18 protein-coding genes are annotated in these 23,695 nt (G+C 68.4%); 5 read left to right on the top strand and 13 right to left on the bottom strand.

The window, feature by feature from the left end:
* Positions 1 to 46: 46 nt before the first annotated feature.
* From P0M04_RS23570 to P0M04_RS23540, 7 genes are read right to left on the bottom strand one after another with little or no spacing between them, the layout of a single operon-like run.
* Positions 47 to 1,213 carry a Gfo/Idh/MocA family protein gene (locus tag P0M04_RS23570; RefSeq protein WP_259449354.1) on the bottom strand — a complete coding sequence of 389 codons (1,167 nt, stop codon included), beginning with the start codon at positions 1,211 to 1,213 and terminating at the stop codon, positions 47 to 49.
* Positions 1,214 to 1,220: 7 nt separating this feature from the next.
* The gene (locus tag P0M04_RS23565) at positions 1,221 to 2,912 is read right to left on the bottom strand and encodes an FAD-dependent oxidoreductase (protein WP_259449355.1); all 1,692 of its coding nucleotides are present in this window, start codon (positions 2,910 to 2,912) and stop codon (positions 1,221 to 1,223) included.
* On the bottom strand, positions 2,909 to 3,511 hold the full coding sequence (locus tag P0M04_RS23560) for a gluconate 2-dehydrogenase subunit 3 family protein (protein WP_259449356.1): 603 nt from the start codon (positions 3,509 to 3,511) through the stop codon (positions 2,909 to 2,911). Before P0M04_RS23560 ends, P0M04_RS23565 begins: the two co-directional genes overlap by 4 nt.
* A gap of 9 nt (positions 3,512 to 3,520) precedes the next feature.
* Positions 3,521 to 4,579, bottom strand: coding sequence for a sugar phosphate isomerase/epimerase family protein (locus tag P0M04_RS23555; protein WP_259449357.1), 1,059 nt, complete (start codon positions 4,577 to 4,579; stop codon positions 3,521 to 3,523).
* A gap of 15 nt (positions 4,580 to 4,594) precedes the next feature.
* The gene (locus tag P0M04_RS23550; protein WP_259449358.1) at positions 4,595 to 4,975 is read right to left on the bottom strand and encodes a C-glycoside deglycosidase beta subunit domain-containing protein; all 381 of its coding nucleotides are present in this window, start codon (positions 4,973 to 4,975) and stop codon (positions 4,595 to 4,597) included.
* Positions 4,976 to 4,986: 11 nt separating this feature from the next.
* Positions 4,987 to 5,979, bottom strand: coding sequence for a sugar phosphate isomerase/epimerase family protein (locus tag P0M04_RS23545; RefSeq protein ID WP_259449359.1), 993 nt, complete (start codon positions 5,977 to 5,979; stop codon positions 4,987 to 4,989).
* A gap of 34 nt (positions 5,980 to 6,013) precedes the next feature.
* A complete protein-coding gene (locus P0M04_RS23540; protein WP_259449360.1) occupies positions 6,014 to 7,225 on the bottom strand; it encodes an MFS transporter in 1,212 nt (403 codons plus the stop codon).
* 228 nt (positions 7,226 to 7,453) lie between these two features.
* On the opposite strand from P0M04_RS23540, the gene P0M04_RS23535 reads away from it, so the two are divergent.
* The 4 genes from P0M04_RS23535 to P0M04_RS23520 are packed head-to-tail and all read left to right on the top strand — an operon-like array spanning position 7,454 to position 12,884.
* Entirely contained in the window at positions 7,454 to 8,482 is a 1,029-nt protein-coding gene (locus P0M04_RS23535; protein ID WP_259449361.1) for a LacI family DNA-binding transcriptional regulator, read from the top strand.
* 11 nt (positions 8,483 to 8,493) lie between these two features.
* The gene (locus P0M04_RS23530) at positions 8,494 to 9,402 is read left to right on the top strand and encodes a LysR family transcriptional regulator (RefSeq protein WP_259449362.1); all 909 of its coding nucleotides are present in this window, start codon (positions 8,494 to 8,496) and stop codon (positions 9,400 to 9,402) included.
* Positions 9,403 to 9,418: 16 nt separating this feature from the next.
* Complete coding sequence (locus tag P0M04_RS23525) at positions 9,419 to 11,392, top strand: glycoside hydrolase family 3 protein (protein ID WP_259449363.1); 1,974 nt, start codon at positions 9,419 to 9,421, stop codon at positions 11,390 to 11,392.
* Between the two features lie 22 nt (positions 11,393 to 11,414).
* On the top strand, positions 11,415 to 12,884 hold the full coding sequence (locus tag P0M04_RS23520) for an MFS transporter (RefSeq protein ID WP_259449364.1): 1,470 nt from the start codon (positions 11,415 to 11,417) through the stop codon (positions 12,882 to 12,884).
* Positions 12,885 to 12,896: 12 nt separating this feature from the next.
* Here the strand turns inward: P0M04_RS23520 and P0M04_RS23515 are convergent, their stop codons facing one another.
* From P0M04_RS23515 to P0M04_RS23495, 5 genes are read right to left on the bottom strand one after another with little or no spacing between them, the layout of a single operon-like run.
* Positions 12,897 to 14,513 carry a glycoside hydrolase family 43 protein gene (locus tag P0M04_RS23515; protein ID WP_259449365.1) on the bottom strand — a complete coding sequence of 539 codons (1,617 nt, stop codon included), beginning with the start codon at positions 14,511 to 14,513 and terminating at the stop codon, positions 12,897 to 12,899.
* Complete coding sequence (locus P0M04_RS23510) at positions 14,513 to 15,916, bottom strand: glycoside hydrolase family 1 protein (RefSeq protein ID WP_281042086.1); 1,404 nt, start codon at positions 15,914 to 15,916, stop codon at positions 14,513 to 14,515. The genes P0M04_RS23515 and P0M04_RS23510 overlap by 1 nt, the downstream gene beginning before the upstream one ends.
* A 50-nt stretch (positions 15,917 to 15,966) precedes the next feature.
* Positions 15,967 to 16,863 carry an alpha/beta hydrolase gene (locus P0M04_RS23505; protein ID WP_259449367.1) on the bottom strand — a complete coding sequence of 299 codons (897 nt, stop codon included), beginning with the start codon at positions 16,861 to 16,863 and terminating at the stop codon, positions 15,967 to 15,969.
* Between the two features lie 39 nt (positions 16,864 to 16,902).
* The gene (locus P0M04_RS23500) at positions 16,903 to 18,969 is read right to left on the bottom strand and encodes a TonB-dependent receptor (protein WP_281042085.1); all 2,067 of its coding nucleotides are present in this window, start codon (positions 18,967 to 18,969) and stop codon (positions 16,903 to 16,905) included.
* Positions 18,966 to 19,130 carry a hypothetical protein gene (locus P0M04_RS23495; protein WP_281042084.1) on the bottom strand — a complete coding sequence of 55 codons (165 nt, stop codon included), beginning with the start codon at positions 19,128 to 19,130 and terminating at the stop codon, positions 18,966 to 18,968. The genes P0M04_RS23500 and P0M04_RS23495 overlap by 4 nt, the downstream gene beginning before the upstream one ends.
* Positions 19,131 to 19,461: 331 nt before the next feature.
* On the opposite strand from P0M04_RS23495, the gene P0M04_RS23490 reads away from it, so the two are divergent.
* On the top strand, positions 19,462 to 22,761 hold the full coding sequence (locus P0M04_RS23490; RefSeq protein ID WP_259449369.1) for a glycosyl hydrolase: 3,300 nt from the start codon (positions 19,462 to 19,464) through the stop codon (positions 22,759 to 22,761).
* Here P0M04_RS23490 and P0M04_RS23485 read toward each other — a convergent pair.
* Positions 22,662 to 23,690: a LysR family transcriptional regulator gene (locus P0M04_RS23485; RefSeq protein WP_259449370.1), complete on the bottom strand. Its 1,029-nt coding sequence runs from the start codon at positions 23,688 to 23,690 to the stop codon at positions 22,662 to 22,664. The two genes, P0M04_RS23490 and P0M04_RS23485, sit on opposite strands and share 100 nt — an antisense overlap.
* Between the last annotated feature and the right edge of the window lie 5 nt (positions 23,691 to 23,695).

The following is a 23,695-nucleotide window of genomic DNA, read 5'->3' as shown; positions in this document are numbered from 1 at the left end:
CCGCCCCGCCGTGAGAAAACACGCCGGACGGCGTGCCAGGAGGGAATCAGGTACCGGACGTAAGCGCGGTCCAGGCACCGCCGGCGAAGCCGGAAGCCTGCACCGCTTCGATGAACTCGACGGCGCGCAGGCCGTCTTCGATGGTCGGGAATTCGACGTCCGGCGGCGCCGGACGACCGTCACGCGCGGCAAGCAGGTGGGCCGCCACCTCGCCGTACAGCGCGGCGAAGGCTTCCAGGTACCCTTCCGGGTGGCCGCCGGGGATGCGGCTCACGCGCGCCGCGGCCTCGTTGGCGGCGGCCGTGCCGCGCCTGACGATCCGCGTGGGTTCGCCGAGCGGCGTCCATAACAGGTCGTCCGGCGTCTCCTGCGCCCACTGGAGGCTGCCCCGGCTGCCGTACACGCCGATGCGCAGGTCGTTGGCATGGCCCGGCGCCACCTGGCTGGCCCACAGCATGCCGCGCGCCCCGCCGCCGTAGCGCAGCAGTACCTGCACGTCGTCGTCGACGGCGCGCCCCGGCACGAAGCTGTTCAGCTGCGCCGCGAGCGCTTCCACGGGCTGGCCGACGATGGTATCGGCCAGCTGCCACGCGTGCGTGCCGATGTCGCCGATCGCGCCGCCGCCCGCCCGCGCGGGGTCGGTGCGCCAGGCGGCCTGCTTCTGGCCATCCTGCTCGATCGGCTCCGCCAGCCAGTCCTGCGCATACCGCACGTTGACGACGCGGATCTCGCCCAGCAGCCCGTCGCGCACCATCTTGCGCGCGTGGCGCACCATCGGGTACGCGGAATAATTGTGCGTCACCGCGAAGAGACGTCCCCGTTCGCGTGCGAGGTCGCGCAGCATGCGGGCGTCCGCGCTGTTCGTGGTCACCGGCTTGTCGCAGATGACGTGGATGCCGGCCTCGAGGAACGCGCGTGCGACCGGCGCGTGCATGTGGTTCGGCGTGACGATGCTGACGGCCTCGATGCCGTCGGTACGCGCGGCTTCGGCCCGCGCCATCTCCGCGTAATCCGCATACACGCGGTCGGGCGCGAGGCCCAGCGCGAGGCCGGAACGGCGCGCCGCGTCCGGCCGCGAGGACAGCGCGCCGGCGACGAGTTCGAAGCGGTCGTCGAGCCGGGCGGCGATGCGGTGCACGGCGCCGATGAAGGCGCCCTCGCCGCCGCCCACCATGCCGAGCCGGATCCGGCCCGGGAAGTTCGAATCGTTCATGGTCGCCTCACAGCCTGCCGGCCTTGATTTGCGCGACGGCGTAGTCGACCGCGCGCACCGTCAGCGCCATGAACGTCAGCGACGGATTCACGTTGCTGGCTGACGCCATCGCCGCGCCGTCGGTGACGAACAGGTTCGGCACGCCATGCACCTGGTTGTGGGCGTTCAGCACCGACTCCATCGGGTCGTTGCCCATGCGCGCCCCGCCCTGCACGTGCACGGTGACGCCCGGCGTCGCGCCGACGCGCAGCGACATCACGCCCTGGGCGCCGGCCGCTTCCAGCATCTTCTTCGCTTCCTGCGTCGCGTCGAGCGCCATCTTTTCCTCGTTCTCGCCGCGCGCCACGTCGAAGCGCAGCTGCGGCAATCCGAAGCGGTCGCGCGCCGTGGGGTCGAGCGTGATGCGGTTCTCGCGCCGCGGCAGCGACTCGATGAACCCGCCTAGGAACACGACCCACGGGCCCGGATTCGCGAGGCGCTTCTTGTAGTCGGCGCCGAAATCGTCGCCGTCGCCGGCCATGTCCGCCCAGCCCATGCGCATCGAACCGCCCTGCATGATGTAGCCGCGGTCGAAGTCGATGCCTTCGTCGCGCACGCCCTTCAGGTTGCGAAAGCGCGGCATGTAGATGCCGTTCGCGCGGCGACCATAGTAATAGCGGTCCATCATGCCGGGGATCACGCCGAAGGCGGCGGCATTGTCGTGGTCGCAGATGTAGCGGCCCAGCACCTCGCCCTTGTTGCCCAGGCCGTGCGGGTTGCGCTTGTCAGCCGACTGCATCAGGATCTGCACGCTCGCCTCGGTGCCCGCGTTCAGGAACACGATGCGCGACGTATAGATCCTGCGCTTGCCGGTCGCGGCGTCGATCACTTCCACGCCGCTCGCCTTGCCCGTCTTCGGGTCGGTCACGATGCGGTGGACGACGGTGTCCGTCTTCACGGTCAGCAGGCCCGTCTTCTGCGCGTCGGGCAGCGTCGCTGACAGCGACGAGAAATAGGCGCCGAAGGAACAGCCGCGGCTGCAGATATTGCGATAGTTGCACGGACCGCGGCCATTGTGCTCGCGCGTCAGGTTCACCGTGCGGCCCACGGTGAGGTAGCGTTCCGGCCACTTGGCGCGGATTACCTCGCGCAAGTGTTTTTCCGGCGCGGTCAGCTCCATCGGCGGCAGCAGTTCCATGTCGGGGAAGTGCGCGAGGCCGAGGTTCTCGCCCGAGCAACCGATGTATTTCTCGACCTTGCTGTACCACGGGGCGATGTCCTTGTAGCGGATCGGCCAGTCGCTGCCGTGGCCATCGCGCTTGTTCGCTTCGAAGTCGAGATCCGACCAGCGGTACACCTGGCGGCCCCACAGCGTCGAACGGCCGCCCAGGATGCTGGAGCGGATCCACGCGTACGGCTTGGACTGCACGTACGGGTTCTCGCTGTCCTTGACCCAGTAGTCCTTGTTACTCCACTGGAACTGGCCGAACGGCTGGTTGGACTGCACCGGGTAGTCGCGCGCCATCTCGTCGCGGTCGAGCGCGCCGCGGTTCGGCGCGTCCCACGGGGTCACGAACTCGGTCTTGTAGCCTTTCTGGTGTTCCAGCGCGCGGCCGCGTTCGAGCACCAGCACCTTCATGCCGCGCTGCGTCAGTTCCTTGGCCGCCATGCCGCCCGTGATGCCGGAGCCGATCACGATCGCATCGAATTCGTAACTCATATCTGAATCTGCCTGTTCCAGGTTTTGGTGTCGACGTCCGCGTCCCAGCGTCCCGGCACCGGCACGTAGGCCAGTTCGCCGTTGACGCCCGCTTCCGACGTGAAGTAGCCGAGCGTGACGAGGTCGCGCATCTTGAAGAAGAACGGTGCCGTGGGGTCGGCGAGGCGGGCGTCCATCCCGTGCGAGCGCTGCTGGTAGCTGCCCGCCGCCTTGCGCGCGGGTGCAAGCAAGGCGCCCTGCTGCGCCGGCGTGCAGGCGGCGAAGCCGCGGCCGTGCGCGGCCTGCGCGGCGCTCTCCAGCGCGGCCAGGCCGTCGACGACGGTCTTGCGCTCGGCTGGCACCAGCCAGTGCGCATACATGTCGGCCACGAAGGCGGGCACGCCCGCCTGGATCGCGCCCGGCGTGTCGGTCTGCGGGATGATCAGTTCGCACAGCGCGGCGAGGCGCTCCTTGTGCGCGGCCGGGAACGGTTCCGGCTGCGCGCCGTCGTCCGGGCGGCTGCCCGCCGCCTTGGCCAGCTGCACCGCCAGCGTCTCGCCGCTCCAGTAGGCGGCGCCGGCAGCGGCGGCGATCCGCTTGAGCAGGGTTCTTCGGTCCATCTTGTCTCCTTAGGTCAGGCCGAGCATGCGGCGGATCTGCTGCGGGTCGGTGGCGCCGCCCGCGAAATCGTCGAATGCCTTGTCGGTCACCCTGATGATGTGGTCTCGGATGAAGGGCGCGCCTTCGCGGGCGCCCTGTTCGGGGTGCTTCAGGCAGCACTCCCATTCCAGCACGGCCCATCCCTTGAAGCCGTACTGCGCGAACTTGGAAAAGATCGCCTTGAAATCGATCTGGCCGTCGCCCAGCGAGCGGAACCTGCCGGCGCGGTCGACCCACGGCTGGTAGCCCGAATACACGCCCTGCCGGCCGCTCGGCCGGAATTCCGCGTCCTTCACGTGCATGACCTTGATGCGGTCATGGTACAGGTCGATGAACTCCAGGTAGTCGAGCTGCTGCAGCAGGAAGTGCGACGGATCGTAGGCGATGTTCAGGCGCGGATGATGGTCGACGCGCTCCAGCAGCATCTCGAACGTGGCGCCGTCGAACAGGTCCTCGCCGGGATGCAGCTCGAACGCGACGTCGACGCCCTGCTCGTCGCAGGCGTCGAGGATCGGGCGCCAGCGCCGCGCCAGCTCGTCGAAGGCCGTCTCGACCAGCCCCGCCGGGCGCTGCGGCCACGGGTACAGGAACGGCCACGCCAGCGCGCCGGGAAAACTGATCGTGGCCGAGAGGCCCAGGTTGCGCGACGCCTTTGCCGCCAGCAGCATCTGCCCGACCGCCCACTCCTGGCGCGCCGCGGGCCGGCCGCGCAGGGCCGCCGGCGCGAACACGTCGAACGCCTCGTCGTAGACCGGATGCACGGCCACCAGCTGCCCCTGCAGGTGGGTGCTCAGCTCCGTGATCTCCACGCCGTTGACGCGCGCGATGCCCGCGATCTCGTCGCAATAATCCTTGCTGGCCGCCGCCTTCTCGAGATCGAACAGGCGCGCGTCGTTCGACGGCACCTGCACGCCGCGGTAGCCGAGCGACGCGGCCCATTTCGTGATCGCGTCCCAGGAATTGAACGGCGCGGCGTCGCCGGCGAACTGCGCCAGGAAGATCGCCGGGCCCTTGATGGTGGTCGCCATGAGGGTCCGTCTCCGTCAGGCCGCGATGGTTTCGGTGCGTTTGCAGGTCGTCACCGGGCTCCACGGCAGGTACGAGATGCGCAGCTGCACGCCGACCTCCACCTCGTGGGCGCCCGCGGCCAGGCCGCCGGCCTGCACGACCGACACGTCGGCCACTTCGCCGAATTCCCAGCGCTCGGCCGTGTTTTCTTCCAGCTGGTCCAGCGTGAAGGTCTTGCCGCGCACCGAGAAGCGCACCTGGTCGCGCGGCACCGCGGCGCCGTCGACCTTGACCGCGATGTCCTCGACCACGGACAGCGGCTGACCGCGATAATAAGGCAGGCGCACGCCGAGGGCGAAACCGCCGTTGTCCAGGTTGCGCAGGCTGTCCGGGTAGATGATGTGTTTGTCGTACATGTGGTTTCTCCTTATTCCGTCTCGCCCAGCAGGCGCGCGAACATCTGCTGCTGCCGTTTCACCTGTTCGCGGCCATCGACCTCGAACGCGTCCTCGATGTGGCGCTGGCCCTCGTATTCGCTGGACAGGTGGCCCGTGTAGCCGCCCTCGATCAGGACCGGGATGATCTCGTCGTAGGGAATCGACGGCTCGCGGCCGGTGTCGTCGATCTCGTAGAACTTGGCGTGGATGTGGAAGATCCACGGCATGAATTCGAGCATGCGGCGCGGATTGCTCCAGATATTGTGGCGCAGCGTCTCCGCCATCTGCAGGTCGACCGGATTTGCACCCATCTTGCGGACGTCCATCAGCACGTAGTCCGGCAGGACGCGCGCCTTGTGCGCTTCCAGGATGAATTCCACGATCTTCGGCGTCGCGCCCATGCGCAGGAAACGGTCGCGGAACACCGGCGGGTAGTCCTTGATGTACATGCCCATGTCCGGGATGTAGCCGACGTGGTCGGAGCCCGTGGCGCGCGTCAGTTCGGTGTAGCGCAGGATCCAGGGATGGTCGAAATGGAACGGCGAATGCACCTCGATGCCCATGTGGATGTCGAGTTCCTCGGCCAGCGGCACGCACGCGACGACCACTTCCGGCGGCGTGTTGACGATGACGCGCATCGTCTTGCAGCCCAGGCGGTGCGCGAAGCGCAGGTCGCGCTGCAGCGACGCGACCATCTCGTCGAAGTTCAGCTTGCGGTGCTTGTACAGCTTCGTGTCGAGGAACATGTCGTGGCACTGGGCGTACGCGCCGTGCTTCTCGATCGACGCAAAGAAGCCGTCGATCTCGGCCTGCGGCACGTCCGGGAAGTTCGTGAACGACTGTTCGCTGACGACCTCGATGCCGCGCGCGCCGAGGCCGGCCGCGTGGGCGATGCAATCGTCGAGGGTCATCTTGCGCAGGAAGGTCTCGTACTGGTACGAGTACAGCGACACGCCGCGCTTGATGCTGTGGGTTGGATTCATGTTGACCCTTGTTGTGGTGGTGACGAAAAGTGATTCAGATGCGTGCGGAGACCGCGGGCGTCCTTGCCCGGCCCCGCATGATCAGGGTGAGGATGACGCCGATCCCGGCGATCACCCCGAATACGACGAACGCGCCCTGCAGCCCGCCGGCCATGCCGCGCACGACGTTGACGACGGCCGGGGACACGAACTGCGCAGCGAAGAAGGAACTGGCCCACCAGCCCATGCCGCGGCCGCGGTGCTCGAACGAGAAGCTGCTTTGCGCGAAGGCGACCAGCGCGGGCACGATGATGCCGTTGGCGAGCTGCTGCACGAAGGCGAACGCCAGCGCCACCTTGTAGTCCGGCGCGAGGCCGATGCCGCCCAGGCCGATGCAGTAGCCGAGGAAGACGAGCGCGATCTGGTTCGGCACGCCGTAGCGGGTGGTGGCGCGGAAGATCACGGCGCCGATCGGCACGCCCAGGCTGGGGATCGCCATCGCCAAACCGATCGATTGCGGGTCCTGCACGCCCAGGTCCTTCAGCAGCACGGAAAAGTGAATGACCTGGACGTAGTAGATCGTCGACAGCAGGACGGTCACGCCGCACACGAGCAGCGCCACCTTGTATGGGAACGGCAGGGCCGCTGCCGGCGCGGCGGCACCCGGCTGCGTGCGGACGCGCGGCTGGGGCTCATACAGGTAGAAGATGCTGGCGGCCAGGATGGGAAAGGCGATGCCGTACACGGCGAAGGGCCATTGCCAGCCCTTCGCGGCCAGGAAGCCCGAACAGGCGATCGTCACCGTACCGAGGATCGAGCCCATGAGGCCCTGCAGCATCAGCCAGCGGTGCCGCGCCTTTTCCTCGAAATAGTCGGCGAGCAGCGTATTCGAGACGGTCAGCACCGCCGCCTCGCCCAGGCCGATCACGACCCGGCCGGCGACCACGGCCCAGAAACTGTCGATGAAAAACGGGATGAAGCCACCGATGCCGTAGACCGCCATCGCCCACAGCATCAGGTTGCGCCGGCCGAAGCGGTCGGTGACGACGCCGGCGAGGGGCGCAAACAGCGCGATGCAGGCGCTGGGCGCCGTGATCAGGAGAGGCACCATCAACTGCGGGTTGCCGACGTCGCGGAAATGCGCGAGCAAGGTGGGCAGCGTCGGCGCCAGCGCGATGATCGCCATCACGGGCAGGAAGCCGGACATTACGAGGATCCAACCCTGGCGCCAGTCGGCCTGGCGGTGGTCCGGTTGATCGGTAGGCATGCGTGTCTCCAAGGCGTTCGTGCGGTCGTTGCCGCGACGTTTTTTCATTTAGGAAAGAATACGACCCGGCCATGATAAGTTCTTTCCCGGGTTTTTCCCGCTTTGCCCGCCGTTGATTTTATGAATAGGACGCATCCAAAACTTGAATACCTCTGCGGCCCCAGCTGTTGAGGTTTTTTCGCTATATTAGGAAAGCGCTTTCCCAAACACTTTATAAAAGAACATCGCATGTCCGAGAAACGCCCCCTAGCGGCGCTCCCCTCCAACGGCAAGGCCATTTCGATCAGCGCGGTCGCCGAGCAGGCCGGCGTGTCGATCGCCACCGTGTCGCGCGTCATCAATGCAAGCAAGCCGGTGAGCGCCGACACCCGCGAACGCGTCGAGGCGGCGGTCGCGGCGCTCGGCTACCGTGCCAATGCGTTCGCACGCAGCCTGACGCGGGGAGAAAGCCGGCTGTTGCTCGTCCTGGTGCCCGATTTCGCCAATCCGTTCTACTCGGAGACCGTCAAGGGCGTGGCCTCGGTCGTCCGGCGCCACGGCTACAACATCGTGCTGGCCGGGGCGCCTGACGCGCTCGCCCCCGACACGGGCGCGCCGGACGCGCTGTACAGCCGCCTGGTCGACGGCGTCATCAGCCTGGCCAGCCTGCACGACCTGCAGCCCGCGATCCGGGACATGCCCGACCTGCCGTGGGTGGCGTGTTCGGAATTCGTCGAGGACGGCGGCATGCCGCATGCGAGCATCGACCACGGCCAGGCGGCGCTCGACGCCGTGCAATACCTGATCAACCGCGGCCACCGCCGTATCGCCCTGCTGGGCGCCGACGAGTCCTATGTGTGGGCACGCCAGCGCCACGCGGGCTACGAGGCCGCCCTCAAGCGCGCGGGCATTCCGCTCGACGCGCAACTGGTGCGCGTCGCGCGCGGTACCGACTACAGCCTGGGCATGGAAGCCGCCGGCGCGCTGCTGGCACTGGAATCGCCGCCGACCGCGGTGTTCGCGGTGTCCGACACGCTCGCGATCGGCGCCATCAAGGCCTTCCGCCGCGCGGGCCGCCGGGTGCCGGACGACATCGCCGTGGTCGGCTTCGACAATATCCCGCTGGCCCAGGTGTTCGAACCGGCCCTGACGACGATCGCGCAGCCGATGTTCGAGCTCGGCGCCGCGGCCGCCAGGCTGCTGCTCGAACGCCTCGCCGGCGGCCATCCCCGCTCGTTGACGCTCCAGCATGCGCTGGTCGTGCGCGAGTCGGCCTGACAGGAGAATGAATGCGCTTCAATAAACTGGACCTGAACCTGCTGGTGGTCCTGAATGCCCTGCTCACCGAACGCAGCATCAGCCGCGCCGCCGAGAAGATCCACCTGAGCCAGCCGGCCACCAGCAACGCGCTGTCGCGCCTGCGCGATTATTTCGAGGACGAGCTGCTGGTGAGTTCCGGCCGCCAGCTGCTGCTCACGCCCCGCGCCGAATCCCTGATCGAGCCCGTGCGCGAAGTGCTGATGCGGATCGACTCGACCATCGCCGCCCAGCCGGAATTCGACCCGGCCAGCGAGAGCCGCGACTTCACCCTGCTGGCGTCGGATTTCACGATGACGGTGCTGATCCCGCCGCTGCTCGAAACGCTGTTCAAGGAAGCGCCGGGCCTGCGCATCCACATCCGCACGCAGAACGACCGGCCGGACGAGGTGCTGGAACAGGGCAAGGCCGACTTCCTCATCATCCCGTCGCAATTCCTGTCGAAGAACCATCCGTCGGTCGCGCTGTTCGAAGAAGACTACGTGTGCGTCACCTGGGAAGGTAATACCCGCGTGCGCGAGCGCCTGCTGCTCGACGACTTCCTGAGCAGCGGCCACGTGACCGCGAATTTCTCCGGCGAGCGCCAGAGCACGACCTTCGACAGCTGGTTCATGGACAGTTTCGAACTGACCCGGCGCGTGGAAGTGACGGCGCCGTCGATGGCCGCCCTGCCCGCCATGGTGATCGGCACCGACCGCATCGCCACCGTGCACCGCCGCATCGCCGAACGCGCGCAGACCTACCTGCCCGTGCGGCTGTGGGAACCGCCGCTGAAGATCCCGCGTCTGGTGCAGACGCTGCAGTGGCACAAATACAAGAACAACGATGCCGCCACCCTCTGGTTGCGCCAGCGCCTGATCGACGTCGCCGCGCGCATCTAGACACTCAGGAGACAACATGCGCTACCCATTGTTGCCGCGCCTCGCGGCAGGCACCGTCACGGCCATCGTCGCCGCGACCGCGGCTGCCCAGCCCCCGCTGACCACCCGTACCGTCCCGCTCATCCAGGTGGACGGCCTGCAATTCCGCGACTTGAACCGCAATGGAAAGCTCGACACGTACGAGGACTGGCGGCTGCCCGCGCGCACCCGGGCCGACGCGCTCGTGGCCGCGCTGACGCTGGAGGAAAAGGCCGGCGTCATGATGCACGGGAACCTGCCCGTCAGCGCCGACGGCGGCCGGGCCGACCTCGCCGCGGCGCGCCCGCTGGTGCTGGAACGCCACGTCAACGCCTTCGTCAGCCGCCAGCATGGCGACGCCGGCACGCTCGCGGCCGACCACAACCGCCTGCAAGCGCTCGCGGAAGAATCGCGCCTCGCCATCCCGGTGTCGCTCAGCACCGACCCGCGCAACCATTTCCAGTACACGGTCGGGCAAAGCGTCGCCGCCGCCGGGTTTTCCCAATGGCCAGAACCGCTCGGCCTGGCGGCGATCGACGATCCGGCGCTGACCCGCCGCTTCGCCGACGTCGTGCGCCAGGAGTACCTGGCCACCGGCTTCACCGTCGCGCTGTCGCCGCAAGCGGACCTGGCGAGCGAACCGCGCTGGCCGCGCGTGTTCTCGACCTTCGGCGAGGATGCCGCGATCGCAATGCGGCACGTGGAGGCCAGCGTCGCGGGCCTGCAGGATGGCGCGACGGGTCTCCACGACGGCAGCGTCGTCGCCGTCGTCAAGCACTGGGCCGGCTACGGCGCGGCGAAGGACGGGTGGGACAGCCACAACCCGTACGGCAAGTTCATGACCTTCCCCGGCGCGAACTTCGCCTACCACCTGCTGCCGTTCGACGGCGCGTTCAAGGCGCGCGTGGCGAGCGTGATGCCGACCTATTCGATGCCGGACGGCCGGGTCGACGCCGGCGGTGTCATGCCCAACCTCGCGCTCGACCCGGTCGGCGGCGGCTACAGCCGCGCGCTGCTGACCGACCTGCTGCGCGAACGAAAAGGGTTCGAGGGCGTGGTACTCAGCGACTGGGCGATCACCGCCGATTGCGCCGGCCCGTGCGCCGACGGCGCACCCGACGGCGTCACACCGCTCGCCTTTTTCCCGCAATTCGGCACGCCGTGGGGTGTCGAACACTTGGGCAAGCGCGCACGCTTCGTGAAAGCAGTCGCCGCCGGCGTCGACCAGTTCGGCGGCACCGAGGAGTCTTCGTACCTCGTCGACGCCGTGCGCGCGAGCGAGCTGCCCGTCGCGCGGATCGACGCGTCGGTCGCCCGCATCCTGCGGCAGAAATTCGAGCAGGGCCTGTTCGAGCATCCGTTCGTGGACGAGGCCCGCGCCGGCACGGTGGTCGGCAGCCCCGGGTTCCGCGCCCAGGGCCTGGATGCGCAACGCCGGTCGCTGATCCTGCTGCAGAACAAGGGCAAGCTGCTGCCGCTGGCGGGCAATGGGCGCAAGGTCTGGCTGCACGGCGTCGCGCCCGCCGTCGCGGCGCGCTACGGTTTCACGGTCGTGGCGACGCCGGAACAGGCCGACCTCGCGATCGTGCGCGCCGCCACGCCGTCCGAGATGCTGCACCCGCGTTACATCTTCGGGCTGCTGCAGCACGAGGGCACGCTGGCCTATGCCGACGGCAATCCCGACTACGACGCCATCCAGCGCGCGGCGGCCCACGTCCCGACCGTCGTCACCGTCAATCTCGAGCGTGCCGCGATCCTGACGAATGTCGTCGACAAGGCCGGCGCCGTGCTGGCCAACTTCGGCGTCAGCGACGAAGCCCTGCTCGACGTCCTGACCGGCAAGGCCAACCCGCGGGGCCGCCTGCCCCTCGAACTCCCGTCGTCCATGGCCGCCGTGGCGCGCCAGCGTCCCGACCTGCCGCACGACAGCGACGCGCCGCTGTTCCCGTTCGGCTTCGGACTGTCGTACTGATCACTTTTCACCTAGATAACCGATGAACGTTTCCCCTTCCGCCGCCTCCCACGAATCCGCGTTCGCGGCCGCCGCCGGCTTCAGTCCACGCCGCCGCACCGCCGCCCTGATCGCCGTCGCCTGCGCCTTCGTGATGGACCTCCTCGACACCACCATCGTCAACGTCGCCGTCCCGTCGATCGGCCACAGCCTCTCGGCCAGCACGGCCGCGCTGGAATGGGTGATCGCGGGCTATTCGGTCGCCTTCGCCGTGCTGCTGATCCTCGGCGGCCGCATGGGCGACAGCCACGGCTACCGCCGCATGTTCCTGCTCGGCGTCGCGCTGTTCACGCTGACGTCCTTGCTGTGCGGACTGGCGCCCAGCGTCGGCGTGCTCGAAGCGGGCCGCCTGCTGCAGGGCGCCAGCGCGGCACTCATGGTGCCGCAGGTGATGGCGCTCGTGCAGGTGATGTATCCACCCGATCTGCGCTACCGCGTGTACGCCGTGTTCGGCTTCCTGGGCGGGATCTCGGCCGCGCTCGGGCCGATCGTCGGCGGGCTGCTGATCGACGCCGACTGGTTTGGCCTGGGCTGGCGCCTCGCGTTCCTGATCAATCTGCCGGTAGGCGCGGCCAGCCTGGCGGCGGGCCTCCTGCTGCTGCCGAAAGGACGCGGCCTCCACCCGGTCGCGCTGGACCTGAAAGGCGCCTTGCTGTCGGTGCTGCTGCTGTTCGCGATCCTGCTGCCGCTGATCGAAGGCCCGGCCCGCGGCTGGCCGCTGTGGGCGGCCGCCACGCTCGCCGCCGCCCTGCCCCTCGCCTGGCTTACGTGGCGCTACCTGGGCTGGCGCGAACGCCGGCACGGCCACGCGCTGGTGCCGCCCGCGCTCCTCAAGAGGCGCCGGGTCGCACTCGGCCTGCTGTGCGGGCTGTGCCTGCAACCCGTCGTGCCGGGCTATCTGCTGGTGATGACCTTCGTGCTGCAAGGTGGTCGAGGGCTGTCGGCGTCGCAGATGGCCTATGCCTGCGCGCCGATCGCGTTCGGGGCCATGCTCGGCATCAGCCTGCTCGGCCCCTTGCTGCACCGTCGCCTCGGGGTGTACGCGCTGCTGCCCGGCGCCGCCGCGCAGCTGGCCAGCGTGCTCCTGATCGGCTGGGCGATCGGCCAGCCGGCGCTGCCGCTGTGGGCGCTGGTGCTGGGCCAGCTGGCGATGGGTGTCGGCCTGGGCCTCGTCGGACCGCCGCTGTCGAACGCGACCCTCGCCGACGTACCGCTGGCGGAAGCCGGCGCGGCTTCCGGCCTGCTGAGCGCCGTCCAGCAACTGGCGGGCGCGCTCGGCGTGGCCTTGGCGGGGCTACTGTTCTTCCATGGCGGACCGGCCGTCGACCTCGGCCGCGCCTACGACTACGTGGCCGCCTATCGGGCCGTGCTGCCGCTGTTCGCCGGGCTGCTGGTCGGCGGTGCGGTCGTGTGCGTCAGCCTGGCGCGCAGCCGGGCGGAGCGCCCGGTCTGACTCAGGAAAACTTCAAGGCGCCGGACGGTATGCGAACCCGTCGAAGTCGGCCGGCGCCATGTCCGCCTTGCCGTTCGTAGTGGCATAGAGGCCGATGTAGACGCCAGTGAAGCCGCCCGCCGTGACCGAACTCAGGTAGCGCGTATCCGCCTCGCCTATGCCGGTCCAGGCGCCGCTGCCCTGGCGAACCGCGAACGTGTACCGGTCCTTGTTGCCGCCAACGCGCAAGCTGACGGGCCCATTTGCCAGCGCCACCGTTCGCAGTACCGTACCGATCAGCCCCAGCCGGATGCGCAGCACGGCCACCCGCTGCCCGCCCTGGCGCGTCACGGCCAGCACATAGTGGTGCCTGTCGTCCTTGAACAGCGTGAGACCGGCCTCCTCGCCGTCGGCGCCCGGCGCGAAGTCGAGCGTGGTACCGGCTTCAAAATCGAAATGCTGCTGGCGGCGCCCTACGAACGTCACGCCGTCGACGTCGGCCAGCGTGGCGCCCGTACCGTGCAGGCGCAGGTGGCCGGGCCGTTCCGCCAGCGAATAGCGGTCGGTACGCGGGTTGTGCAGGTAGTTCCACTCGTAGCCGAGGCGCTTGCCGGAAAAGTCCTCGGCACGCGGCGCAACCTGCTTCAGGACGGGTCCCGGCAATGAAGGCGCTTCCATCCGCTCGCTCACCGTGCCGTTGCCGTTGACGACGGGCCAGGCGTCCTTGTCCCAGCGGACCGGCGCGAGGAAGGTCTCGCGGCCGAGGATCTGGTGGTCGTCGTGCTGGCGGAACGCGTGCGCCACCATGAACCATGCCCCGTCCTGCGTCTGCACCAGGTCGCCGTGCCCGAGGCCCTGGATGGCGCTGGTCTCCGCATTCATGTCGGCATGGGTCATGATGGGATTGCCCGGATCACCCATGTAGGGGCCGTCGATGCGGCGGCTGCGCGCGATGGTTTCCTTGTGGCCGAACTGCGTGCCGCCTTCCGCGATCATCAGGTAGTACCAGCCGTCCTTCTTGTACAGGTGGGGTCCCTCGGGATAGCGGCCGCCGGTGCCGGCCCACACGTTCCTCGGGGTCGTCAGCAGCTTGCCGGTTTGGATGTCGATCTGCGCCAGGTGGATGCCCTCGTGGATATTCGGTCCCCAGTTCACGGTCGACGTCACGTACACCTTGCCGTCGTCGTCGAAGAACAGGCTGGGGTCGATGCCCGGCATGTCGATCCAGACGGGGTCGGACCAAGGCCCGCGCGGGTCGGTGGCGGTCACATAGAAATTCCCCTTGTCCGTGATGTTCGTCGTGATCATGTAGTACACGCCGTCATGGCAGCGCAAGGTCGGCGCGAAGATGCCGAGCGTGACGCCCGATTTCTGCAGCGGGACCTGCTCCGGCCGCGTCAGCACGTGGCCGATCTGTTCCCAGTTGACGAGGTTCGTGCTGTGGAAGATGGGCACGCCCGGGAAATAGCCGAAGCTGCTGTGGACCATGTAGTAGTCCTTGCCGGCCCGGCAGACGCTGGGGTCGGAATAGAAGCCCGGCAGCACGGGGTTCTGGTAGGTGACCTGCGCGCCGGCCATTGTGGCAGTGCACAGGGACGCGGCGAGGACGAGCTTCGCGAGCTCGCCGGCGGTGTGTCTAGATATTGTCATCATCGTGATAATGAAAGGAGGTAAAAAAAAGCGCCGGCATTCCGGGCCGGCGCTGCGCGAGTCAGGATACAGCGTTCAGAGCGAATTGCGTTTCGCGATCGCCCCAGCACCGCGGCGCTGGGCTTGGGCGTACGCTTGAAGGTCGTGCGGTCCAGCGTACACAGGCCGAAGCGCGGCCCGTAGCCGAACACCCACTCGTAGTTGTCGATCAGCGACCAGTGCATGTAGCCGAGCACCGGCACACCGTCGTCGATCGCGCGCTTGAGTTCCGCGAGCGCCGCCGGGATCAGGCGCTGGCGCTTGCGGTCGTCGGCCGAGTTCACGCCGTGCTCGGTGACCATCACCGGCACACGCGTGACCTCGTGCGCGTACCGGACCACGTCGGCGAGGGACGGCGGATAGATCTCCGCGCCCGCGTCGTTCGTCTCCGCACCTTTCGGCGCCGGCAGGCGGCCCTTGTCGTCCCAGATCGTGCGTTCGTAGTTCTGCACGCCGATGAAGTCGTCGCCGCGCGCCGCTTCCAGCCAGGCGCGATACAGCTTGTCGCGCATCGCGCCGCGCAGGCTGTTCTCGCCCGCGGCCTGGTCGTCGATGATCGCCAGGCTGACGCCGACCGGCAGGTCCGGCCGCACCGCCTTGATCGCATCGCACCCCGCCTTGTGGCCGGCCAGCAGGTGCTTCTGCACGACCTGCGGATCGGCGACGTACAGCGGATTACCCGGCAGGAAGCGCGCCACGCCATGCGCCCGCGCGGCCGCCTCCTGCATCGTGCGGTCGTCGCCCAGCAGGCGCTTGCCGATGTCGCCCGGCAGCACGAGGTCGAGCACGCCCGTCAGGTTCGGTTCGTTCAGCGTGGTCGCGTAGCCGATGCCGGCCGCCAGATGGCGCGCGGCGCGTTCGCAGTAGCGGGCGAACAGCGCGGGCGCCTCCGGATTCGACCACCCGCCCTGCGCCGCGAACCAGACCGGCGTGGTGAAGTGGTTGAACGTCACCACCGGCACAAGGCCGCGGGCCCGGCAGCCGGCGATCATCGCCTTGTAATGGTCCAGCATGGCGACCGAGAACTCGCCCTTGGCCGGTTCGATGCGCCCCCACTCCAGGCTGAAGCGGTAGCTGTTCAGGCCCAGGCTCTTCACCAGGTCCATGTCGACTGGCCAGAGGGCGAAGCTGTTGGCGGCATCGCCCGACGGTTCCATGTAGACGGTCGGACGGGCGTGCTCCATCGCCCAGACGTCGCTGCCGACGTTGTTGCCCTCGACCTGGTAGGCGGCCGTTGCGGCGCCCCACAGGAAGCCCTTCGGGAAGCGTGGCCTGGGCACGGCTTGCGCGCCCGCGGCGCCGGAAGTTACCGCGCCGGCGGTCGCTGCTGCGACGGCGCCAAGGAAAGTTCGGCGATCTAGCATAGGGTAGTCTTTATTTGTAGTGAATCGGAACGGATGGTTCGGGCATGCGACTATCGGCTCGCCGGGCGTGCTTGTGCGAGCAAGCCGCGCATGGCCAGCCAATGGTAGAACGTGTCGAGCCAGCCGTCACTGGTCTTGTCCTTGATGCCCATCCCGAACCCGTGTTCGTCATCCGAAAACAGATGTAATTCGATCGGCTTGCCGGCGGCCAGATAGCTTTCGACCAGGGGTAGGCGCGCGCCTTTCAACAGGAAGTCCTGTTGACCGATCGCGACGAACATCGGCGGTGCATTGCCGGGCACGACGAGCGGTTCCATGTTCGGGTAGATCGGCGCGGCGAAGGCAGGCACGTCCTCGCCGCCCCTGGCGACGAGCGTGCGTGTCAGGAAGCCGCCCGCGGAAAATCCCATGAAGCCGACGCGGGCGGCATCGATCCCGTATTGGCCGGCGTGACGGCGCACGTGGCGCAACGCAGCCAGGCCGTCGGCTGCCGCTTCCGGTGGCGTATCCTCGGGCAGGGAGAAGCTGGCTTTCCCTCCTCGCAGCACGCGCTCCAGTTCCACCTTGAACTGGCTTTCGTCGGCAGGCGTCGCATTCAGCCGGTATTTCAGGACGAACGCGGCAACGCCACGCGCGGCAAGCCAGCGCGCGACCTGGCAGCCTTCCTTGTCGATCGCGAGGCCGAAAAAACCGCCTCCGGGGGCGACGATGACAGCCGCGCCCGTGGCGGTGCCGGGCGCCGGAAGGACCGGCGTCAGCGTAGGCCGACTGACGTTGCGGACCATGAGCGTCTGCGCGTCGTAACCCCAGCTTTCGGGAGCGCGGTTCGCTGCCGCAGGTGCCGGCAGATCCACGCCCGGCAGGTCGCAGACCTTGGGTACCGCGGCGCGCACGGGATTCCCGAGAAGCGCCAGCGGCAGGAGCAGGTAGCAAACATGTCGCAACATCGATGTTTTCCTCGTCACGTTCCAGGTCGGTAGTGCAGCTTAGAAGTCGTAGCGCACGCGCACACCGAAGGTACGCGGCGGCTGGAACTGGATCGTGTTCACCTGGCCCGTGTAGTTGTGCTGCGCGTTCGCGAGCACGTCTCGATCGGTCAGGTTATTGGCATACGCCTGGTATTCCCAGTTGCTGCCCTCGTGGCGGTATTTCAGCAGCGCGTTCAGCGTGGTGTACGACCCCTGGCGCTCGTCCGGGTTGTTGAACACGGAGTAGAAGTACTCGGTCGAATACTTGGCCGACAGGCGGGCCGTCAGTTCGCCGCCGGCGACGTCGAAGCCGCGTTGCACGCCCGCCGTCAGCACGAACGACGGGGCGTTCGGCAGGCGGTGGCCGCCGATGTCGTGCGGCTGCGCCGGGCTGGCGCCGTCGCTGACGATGATGCCCTCGCCGAACTTCGTGTTCAGCAGCGTGGCGTTGACGTCGAAGCGCGCGACATCGGGCACCGTCGCCACCAGTTCCGTCTCCAGGCCCTTGATGGTGGCCTTGCCAACGTTGAACACGCCCGTGCCGCTGCTCAGCGCGTCGGAGGCCTGCGATGCCTGGTAATTCTGGTAATCCATGTAGAACAGTGATGCGTTGAACTTCAGCTGGCGGTTCCAGAACTGGTTCTTGCTGCCGACTTCGAACGACTTGACCGTCTCGGCCGCATACGGGAGCGACGCCGCGCTGCCGTTCGAGTTGAAGCCGCCCGACTTGTAGCCGGTCGCGTATTTCGTGTACAGGAAGTTCTGCGGCGTGAGCGTATAGTCCAGGCCCACCTGCCAGGTCGGCTTCGATTCCTTCACGTGGCCGTCGCCCGGCACGGTGAACGCGGGTACCGGAATGAACGGGCTGGCCAGCGCGCCCAGCAGCAGGCGCGACTGCCCGACACGTTCCTTCTCGTCGCGCGAGTAGCGGGCGCCGACGGTCAGCTTCAGGTCCGGCGTGATGTTCCAGCCCACCTGCGAGAACAAGCCCTGCGTCTTGGTGCGGATGACGTAGTCGAACTTGATGCCGTAGGTGTTCGAGAAATCGATGGGGATGCCCGGATTCATCGCCAGGTTGAACACGCCGCTGTCGATCAGGTTCCGTTCCGTGAAGTAGAAGTAGCCGGCCTGAGCGGTGACACGGCCCTTGAGCGGCGTCGAGATGCGGACTTCGTGGTTGCGCGTATCCGGCTGTTCGCTCTGGATGAACTGGCGCGTGGCCGGATAGGCCGGGCCGGTGGCGTCGGTCCTGTGGTGATACTCCTGCGAATCGTAGCCGCCGGCATACGTCAGCGTCAGGTCCCACGGCAGGCGGTCGTAGCTGAATTCCCAGCGGGTGCGGTGGCCGTCGATCTTGGTCAGGACCGGCGCGTAGCCTGGGAACGTCCTGGCGTCGCCAATGGGCGCCATCGAACCGAGGGCCATGGTCTTGGCCACGTCGCCGACGGCATCGGTCTTGTCCTTCTGGTACGACAGCAGTCCCTGGAAGCCGGCGAACGGCTGGAACGCCACCTGCAGGCGACCCGACTTGTTGCCTTCGTCGTCGCCGCGCAGGTTCACGCCTGTCACGTTGCGGTAGCCCGTGTGGTGACGCTCGACGCCGGAGAAGCGCAGCTGCACCTTGTCGCTGACCGGCACGTTCACCGCGCCTTCCAGGTTGACGGTGTTGTAGTTGCCCACGTCCGCGCTCACGTAGCCTCCGAACTCCTCGCGGGGCTTGGCGGTGATGATATTGATCAGGCCGCCGGTCGAGTTACGCCCGAACAGCGTGCCTTGCGGGCCTTTCAGCACCTCGATGCGCTCGACGTCGTACATCGACGACGCGATACCGAACGAGCGGTTGGTAAAGAAGCCGTCGCGGCCGATCGGCACGGCCGGGTCGCCGGTCTCGGTGGTGTCGGTCGACGCGATGCCGCGCACGGCGACGTAGGCGGCACCGTTGTTGCTGGTGACGTTGACGCTGGAATCGATGGCCTGCAGTGCCTGTACGTTGCTCACGCCGGCGTCAGCCAGCGCCGCGCCGTTGTAGACGTTCAGCGCCACCGCCGTGGTCTGGGCATTCGTGCGGACGCGGTTCGCGGTCACGACCACGATGTTGGCGTCGGCCTTGGGCGCGGCTTCGGCCTTCTTGCCGTCCGCGGGGCGGCGTCGGCGGGCTGCGGCGCGACCTGCGCGAAAGCCGTGTTGGCGGACATCAGCAGCGCACCGCTGGCCAGCAGGCATTCCAGGATTCGTTTGTATTGCATGTCATCTCCAATAGCGTCCCGGCGGGACGGCGTTTCTCGTTATATGGTGCCGTTCAGGCATCGTCGAACCGGTGCTCGACGACACGGCAGCGAAGCGTTTGTGTAAAGAAGCATATCCGCAGGCAAGTCTCTCGGCTCGTGATTTTATTTATAGGTGCTATCCAAAGCGTGAATGCATAGCGCCAGTGCGCACGCCATTCCATGGGCGCAGGCCCGGGCAGCGGCCGCCGGAGCCATCGGTCGGACGAATGGCCGGGTATCGCGAATCAGCGTTGGCTTGGGTCCATGTTGCATGCCTATAATCGGCCGACCCTACTTTCCTCCTCCCGCCATGCGCCTCAAGTCCATCTGCCTGCTGTTCGCTTCCCTGCCCTGCGTCCATGCCGCCCCGCTGTTCACTGGCTTCGTCTCTCCGCCCGACACGGCGCGCCCGCGCACGTGGTGGCACTGGATGGACGGGAACGTCAGCCCGGACGGCATCCGCCAGGATCTCGCATGGATGAAGCGCGTCGGCCTGGGCGGCCTGCAGCAGATCGATGCGAGCCTGCAGACGCCGCGCGTGGTGCGGGAGCGCGTCGTCTACGGCAGCGCGGCCTGGCAGGCGAACATGCGCCTGGCGGCCGCCGAGGCGGAGCGGCTCGGCCTCGAATTCGGCATTGCCAGCTCGCCGGGTTGGAGCCTGACCGGTGGGCCGTGGGTACGACCGGAACAGGCGATGAAGAAGATCGTATGGAGCGAAACGGCCGTCGAAGGCGGCACTGTGGCGCCGCCGCCACAGTCACCCCCATCCGTCGCCGGACCGTTCCAGGATCTCTCTACCGGCGTCCAGCCCGCGCCGGCGTGGTACCGCGACATCGCTGTGCTCGCACTGCCGGCCGAGGCGCCCGCGCCGCGCGCACGCCGCGTGCGCACGCGCGAAGGCGCGGACGTCGGCCTGCAATTGTCCGACGGACGCATAGCTGATTCGGTGCAACTGGCGCCGGACGCCGATCGCCGCGCCTGGATCGACCTCGACTACGGCCAGCCGGCCACGTTCCGCGCCCTGACGCTGGCCCTGCCCGCACCGCACGGCTTCGGCGCGCCACCGCCGCCAGAGGTGGTCCTGCAGGCCAGCGAGGATGGCGAACGCTATACCGACGTCGCGCCCGTCGCACTGTCCACCGCCCCGCGCCAGACCGTGGATTTCGCGCCCCGCACCGCGCGCTGGTGGCGCGTGCTGCTCAAGGCCGGAGCCGAGGGCGGCGCCCCGCCGGCGGCGCCGGGCGTGCTGCTGCCACCGTTCGGCCAGCCCGCGCGCAGCTATCCCGTTGCCGAAGTTACGCTTCACACCGAGCCGCGCGTGCACCGTGTGGAGGAAAAGGCCGGCTTCGCGGCCGCCAGCGACTACTACGCGCTCGACACGCCGGCGGATGCGCGCGGCGTGCCGCTGCGCGACGTCATCGACCTGACGTCCCGCCTGCGCCCGGACGGGACGCTGGACTGGACCGCGCCGCCTGGGCGCTGGACCGTGCTGCGCTTCGGCTACAGCCTGACGGGCAAGGAAAACGCGCCGGCGCCGGCCGAAGGCACCGGCCTCGAAGTCGACAAGCTGAACGCCGGCCACGTCGCGCGCTACATGGACACCTACCTCGGACGGGTGCGCGCGGCGGTCGGCCCGGACCTGCTGGGCCGGCGCGGCGTGCGCGCGCTGCTGAACGACAGCATCGAATCCGGGTTCCAGAACTGGACCGACGGCATGCAGGATGCCTTCGCGGCGCGGCGCGGCTACTCTCCCATTCCCTGGCTCCCGGTGCTGACGGGCCGCATCGTCGGCGACGGCGCCGCCAGCGACCGCTTCCTGTGGGACCTGCGCCGCACCATCGCCGACCTGTACGCGGACGGTCACTACGCGACCGTCGCGCGGGGCGCGCACGCGGCCGACCTCACCGTCTATGGCGAGGCACTGGAAGACAATCGCCCCCAGCTGGGCGACGACCTGGATCTGCGCGCCCACGCCGACGTGCCGATGGGCGCGATGTGGACCGTGCCGCACGGCGGGCAGCCGCGTCCCACGTTCGTGGCAGACCTGCAGGGCGCGGCCTCGGTGGCCCACGTCCGGGGCCGCACCTTCGTGGCGGCCGAATCGATGACCGCATTCGGCCAACCCTGGGGCTTCGCGCCGCGCGACCTCAAGAAGACCGCGGACATCGAGTTCGCCCTCGGCGTCAACCGCATCGTGATCCATACGTCCGCGCACCAGCCGCAGGACGGCGTCACGCCCGGCATGACCCTGGCCCCGTTCCTCGGCCAGTATTTTTCGCGCCACGAGACTTGGGCCGACGTGGCATCGCCATGGATCGACTATTTGGCGCGCACATCGTTCATGCTGCAACAGGGCCGCAACGTGGCCGACGTCGCCTACTTCTACGGCGAGGAAGCGCCAATCACGGGACTGTTCGGGGCGACGCCGAACCGCGACGTGCCGGCCGGTTACGGCTTCGACTACGTGAATCCGGACGTACTGCAGCAACAGCTGCGCGTCGTAGACGGCCAACTCGCCAGCTGCGGCGGCGCACGCTACCGCGTGCTCTACCTGGGCGGTTCGAGCGACCGCATGACCGTCGCGACACTGCGCCGGATCGCCGCACTCGCGCGCGCCGGCGCGACCGTGGTCGGGAAGCGGCCGGCCGGGTCGCCGAGCCTGGCCGATTCTCCGTCCGAATTCGCCCGCCTCGCCGACCAGTTATGGGGAAGCACACCGGCCACGCGCCGCGTGGGCCTGGGCACCGTTGTCGGCACCGGCGACTTGCAGGACGCACTGACGCGCACGAAGGCGCCGCCTGCGCTGCGGCTTGACGGCCGCGCGGACGGCGTGATGACGCTGCAGCGCCATACACCGACCCATGAAGTGTACTTCGTGGCCAACACCGGCGACGCCGCGCGCGAGGTCGACGCACTGTTCCGCGATGGCCGCGGCGCGCCCGAGATCTGGCACCCGGACAGCGCCTGCGTCGCCACGACCCGCCATGCGCGCGGCCCCGACGGGATCCGCGTACCGCTGCGCCTGGACGCCGGCGAGTCGCTGTTCGTGGTTTTCCCACGCGGCGGCGCCACGCCCGGTCTGCAGGACGGCGCCGCCGCGTTGGCGCCGTGGATGCCGCTGGACGGCGGCTGGCGCCTCGCCTTCCAGCCAGGCCGGGGCGCGCCGGAACAGGCTCTCGAACTCGACCGGCTCGCTCCCTGGAATACGAGCGACATCCCGGGCGTGCGCTATTTCTCGGGGACGGCGACCTACCGCAAGACCTTCCGCGTGGACGGGCCCATGCCGGCGCGCGCGATCCTCGACCTGGGCGACGTGCGCGACCTGGCCCGGGTCAGCGTGAACGGCCGGCCAGTGGGCATCGCGTGGAAACCGCCGTACCGCTTCGACCTGCGCAACCATCTGCGGCCGGGCGACAACCAGCTCGACGTCGAGGTGACGAATCTATGGGTCAACCGCCTGATCGGCGACGCGCAGCCGGGGGCCGCCAGCGTTACCCAGGCGAGCGGGATCTACGCCGCCAATGCGCCGTTGCGTGACTCCGGGATGCTGGGGCCGGTGCGGCTGATGACCGCGCCGATGTCCGGCTGCGTGGACGGCGTCGCGCGGTAATCGGCGTGCGCATCGGCCGGCGCGGCGTGGCGCAGCAGCGAGCGCAGCCACACGTGCGCCGGCTCGTGCTGGTTCGATGGGTGCCATTGCATGCACTCGACGATCGCCGGAATCGCGAGCGGCGGCTCGAGCACGCGGATCGGATAATGCCGCGCGAGCTGCAGCGCGAGCCTGTGCTGCAGCGTGGCGATGCGGCGGGTGTCGACGACGAATTGCGGCAGCATGTGGAAGGTGGCACACACGACTTCGATGCGGCGGGACAGGCCGATGCTCTTGAAGTGCGCTTCTTCGAAGGCGACTTCGTGATGCGAGCCGAACGACGTGGCCGCGTGGCCGAGGCGCAGGTAGTCGTCCTGGCCGAGCGTCTCGCCCACCTCCGTATTGCCGTCCCAGACGATGCAGCTGAAGCGGTCCGGGAACAGCGCCTCGTACGGGTGGGTGCGCGACAGATAGCGCTCCGGCATCAGCAGCACGTCGATCTCGCCACGTTCCATGCGGACCATCGCATGCTCGTTGGGAGGCAGAATTTCCAGCGTCACGCCGGGTGCCACGTCGGCGATCCGTGCGCCCAGGCCGGTCAGCACGACGGCGCTGACGTAGTCCGACGCCACCACCCGGAAATGGCGGCAGGCCGCTTCGGGCCGGAATTCCGCCGCCGTCTCGACGGTCCGCTCGATCCTGAGGAGGATGTCGCGCACCGGTTCCATCAGGGACAGCGCCAGGGGCGTCGGCACCATGCGGCGGCCCGACTGCACGAGCAGGTCGTCGCCGAAGTACTCGCGCAGCCGCGCCAGGATGCCGCTCGCTGCCGACTGGCTGAGGCACAGGCGGCGCGCGGCGCGCGTGATGTTGCATTCCGCGAGCAGCACGTCCAGCCCGATCAAGAGGTTCAGGTCGAGGCGGTTGAACCGCATGCTCTGGACGTTCATGATCG

Source organism: Telluria mixta (genome assembly GCF_029223865.1).
Taxonomy (GTDB): Bacteria; Pseudomonadota; Gammaproteobacteria; order Burkholderiales; family Burkholderiaceae_D; genus Telluria; species Telluria mixta.
Note: the sequence above shows the minus strand (reverse complement) of the source record. Positions and strands in the feature narration are given on the sequence as shown.

Coding starts and splice junctions, on each gene's coding strand:
- P0M04_RS23515 (WP_259449365.1), bottom strand. CDS start 14,513: ATGACAATATCTAGACACACCGCCGGCGAGCTCGCGAAGCTCGTCCTC.
- P0M04_RS23565 (WP_259449355.1), bottom strand. CDS start 2,912: ATGAGTTACGAATTCGATGCGATCGTGATCGGCTCCGGCATCACGGGC.
- P0M04_RS23560 (WP_259449356.1), bottom strand. CDS start 3,511: ATGGACCGAAGAACCCTGCTCAAGCGGATCGCCGCCGCTGCCGGCGCC.
- P0M04_RS23545 (WP_259449359.1), bottom strand. CDS start 5,979: ATGAATCCAACCCACAGCATCAAGCGCGGCGTGTCGCTGTACTCGTAC.
- P0M04_RS23495 (WP_281042084.1), bottom strand. CDS start 19,130: ATGCAATACAAACGAATCCTGGAATGCCTGCTGGCCAGCGGTGCGCTG.
- P0M04_RS23505 (WP_259449367.1), bottom strand. CDS start 16,863: ATGTTGCGACATGTTTGCTACCTGCTCCTGCCGCTGGCGCTTCTCGGG.
- P0M04_RS23550 (WP_259449358.1), bottom strand. CDS start 4,975: ATGTACGACAAACACATCATCTACCCGGACAGCCTGCGCAACCTGGAC.
- P0M04_RS23570 (WP_259449354.1), bottom strand. CDS start 1,213: ATGAACGATTCGAACTTCCCGGGCCGGATCCGGCTCGGCATGGTGGGC.
- P0M04_RS23540 (WP_259449360.1), bottom strand. CDS start 7,225: ATGCCTACCGATCAACCGGACCACCGCCAGGCCGACTGGCGCCAGGGT.
- P0M04_RS23530 (WP_259449362.1), top strand. CDS start 8,494: ATGCGCTTCAATAAACTGGACCTGAACCTGCTGGTGGTCCTGAATGCC.
- P0M04_RS23485 (WP_259449370.1), bottom strand. CDS start 23,690: ATGAACGTCCAGAGCATGCGGTTCAACCGCCTCGACCTGAACCTCTTG.
- P0M04_RS23520 (WP_259449364.1), top strand. CDS start 11,415: ATGAACGTTTCCCCTTCCGCCGCCTCCCACGAATCCGCGTTCGCGGCC.
- P0M04_RS23510 (WP_281042086.1), bottom strand. CDS start 15,916: ATGCTAGATCGCCGAACTTTCCTTGGCGCCGTCGCAGCAGCGACCGCC.
- P0M04_RS23535 (WP_259449361.1), top strand. CDS start 7,454: ATGTCCGAGAAACGCCCCCTAGCGGCGCTCCCCTCCAACGGCAAGGCC.
- P0M04_RS23490 (WP_259449369.1), top strand. CDS start 19,462: ATGCGCCTCAAGTCCATCTGCCTGCTGTTCGCTTCCCTGCCCTGCGTC.
- P0M04_RS23555 (WP_259449357.1), bottom strand. CDS start 4,579: ATGGCGACCACCATCAAGGGCCCGGCGATCTTCCTGGCGCAGTTCGCC.
- P0M04_RS23525 (WP_259449363.1), top strand. CDS start 9,419: ATGCGCTACCCATTGTTGCCGCGCCTCGCGGCAGGCACCGTCACGGCC.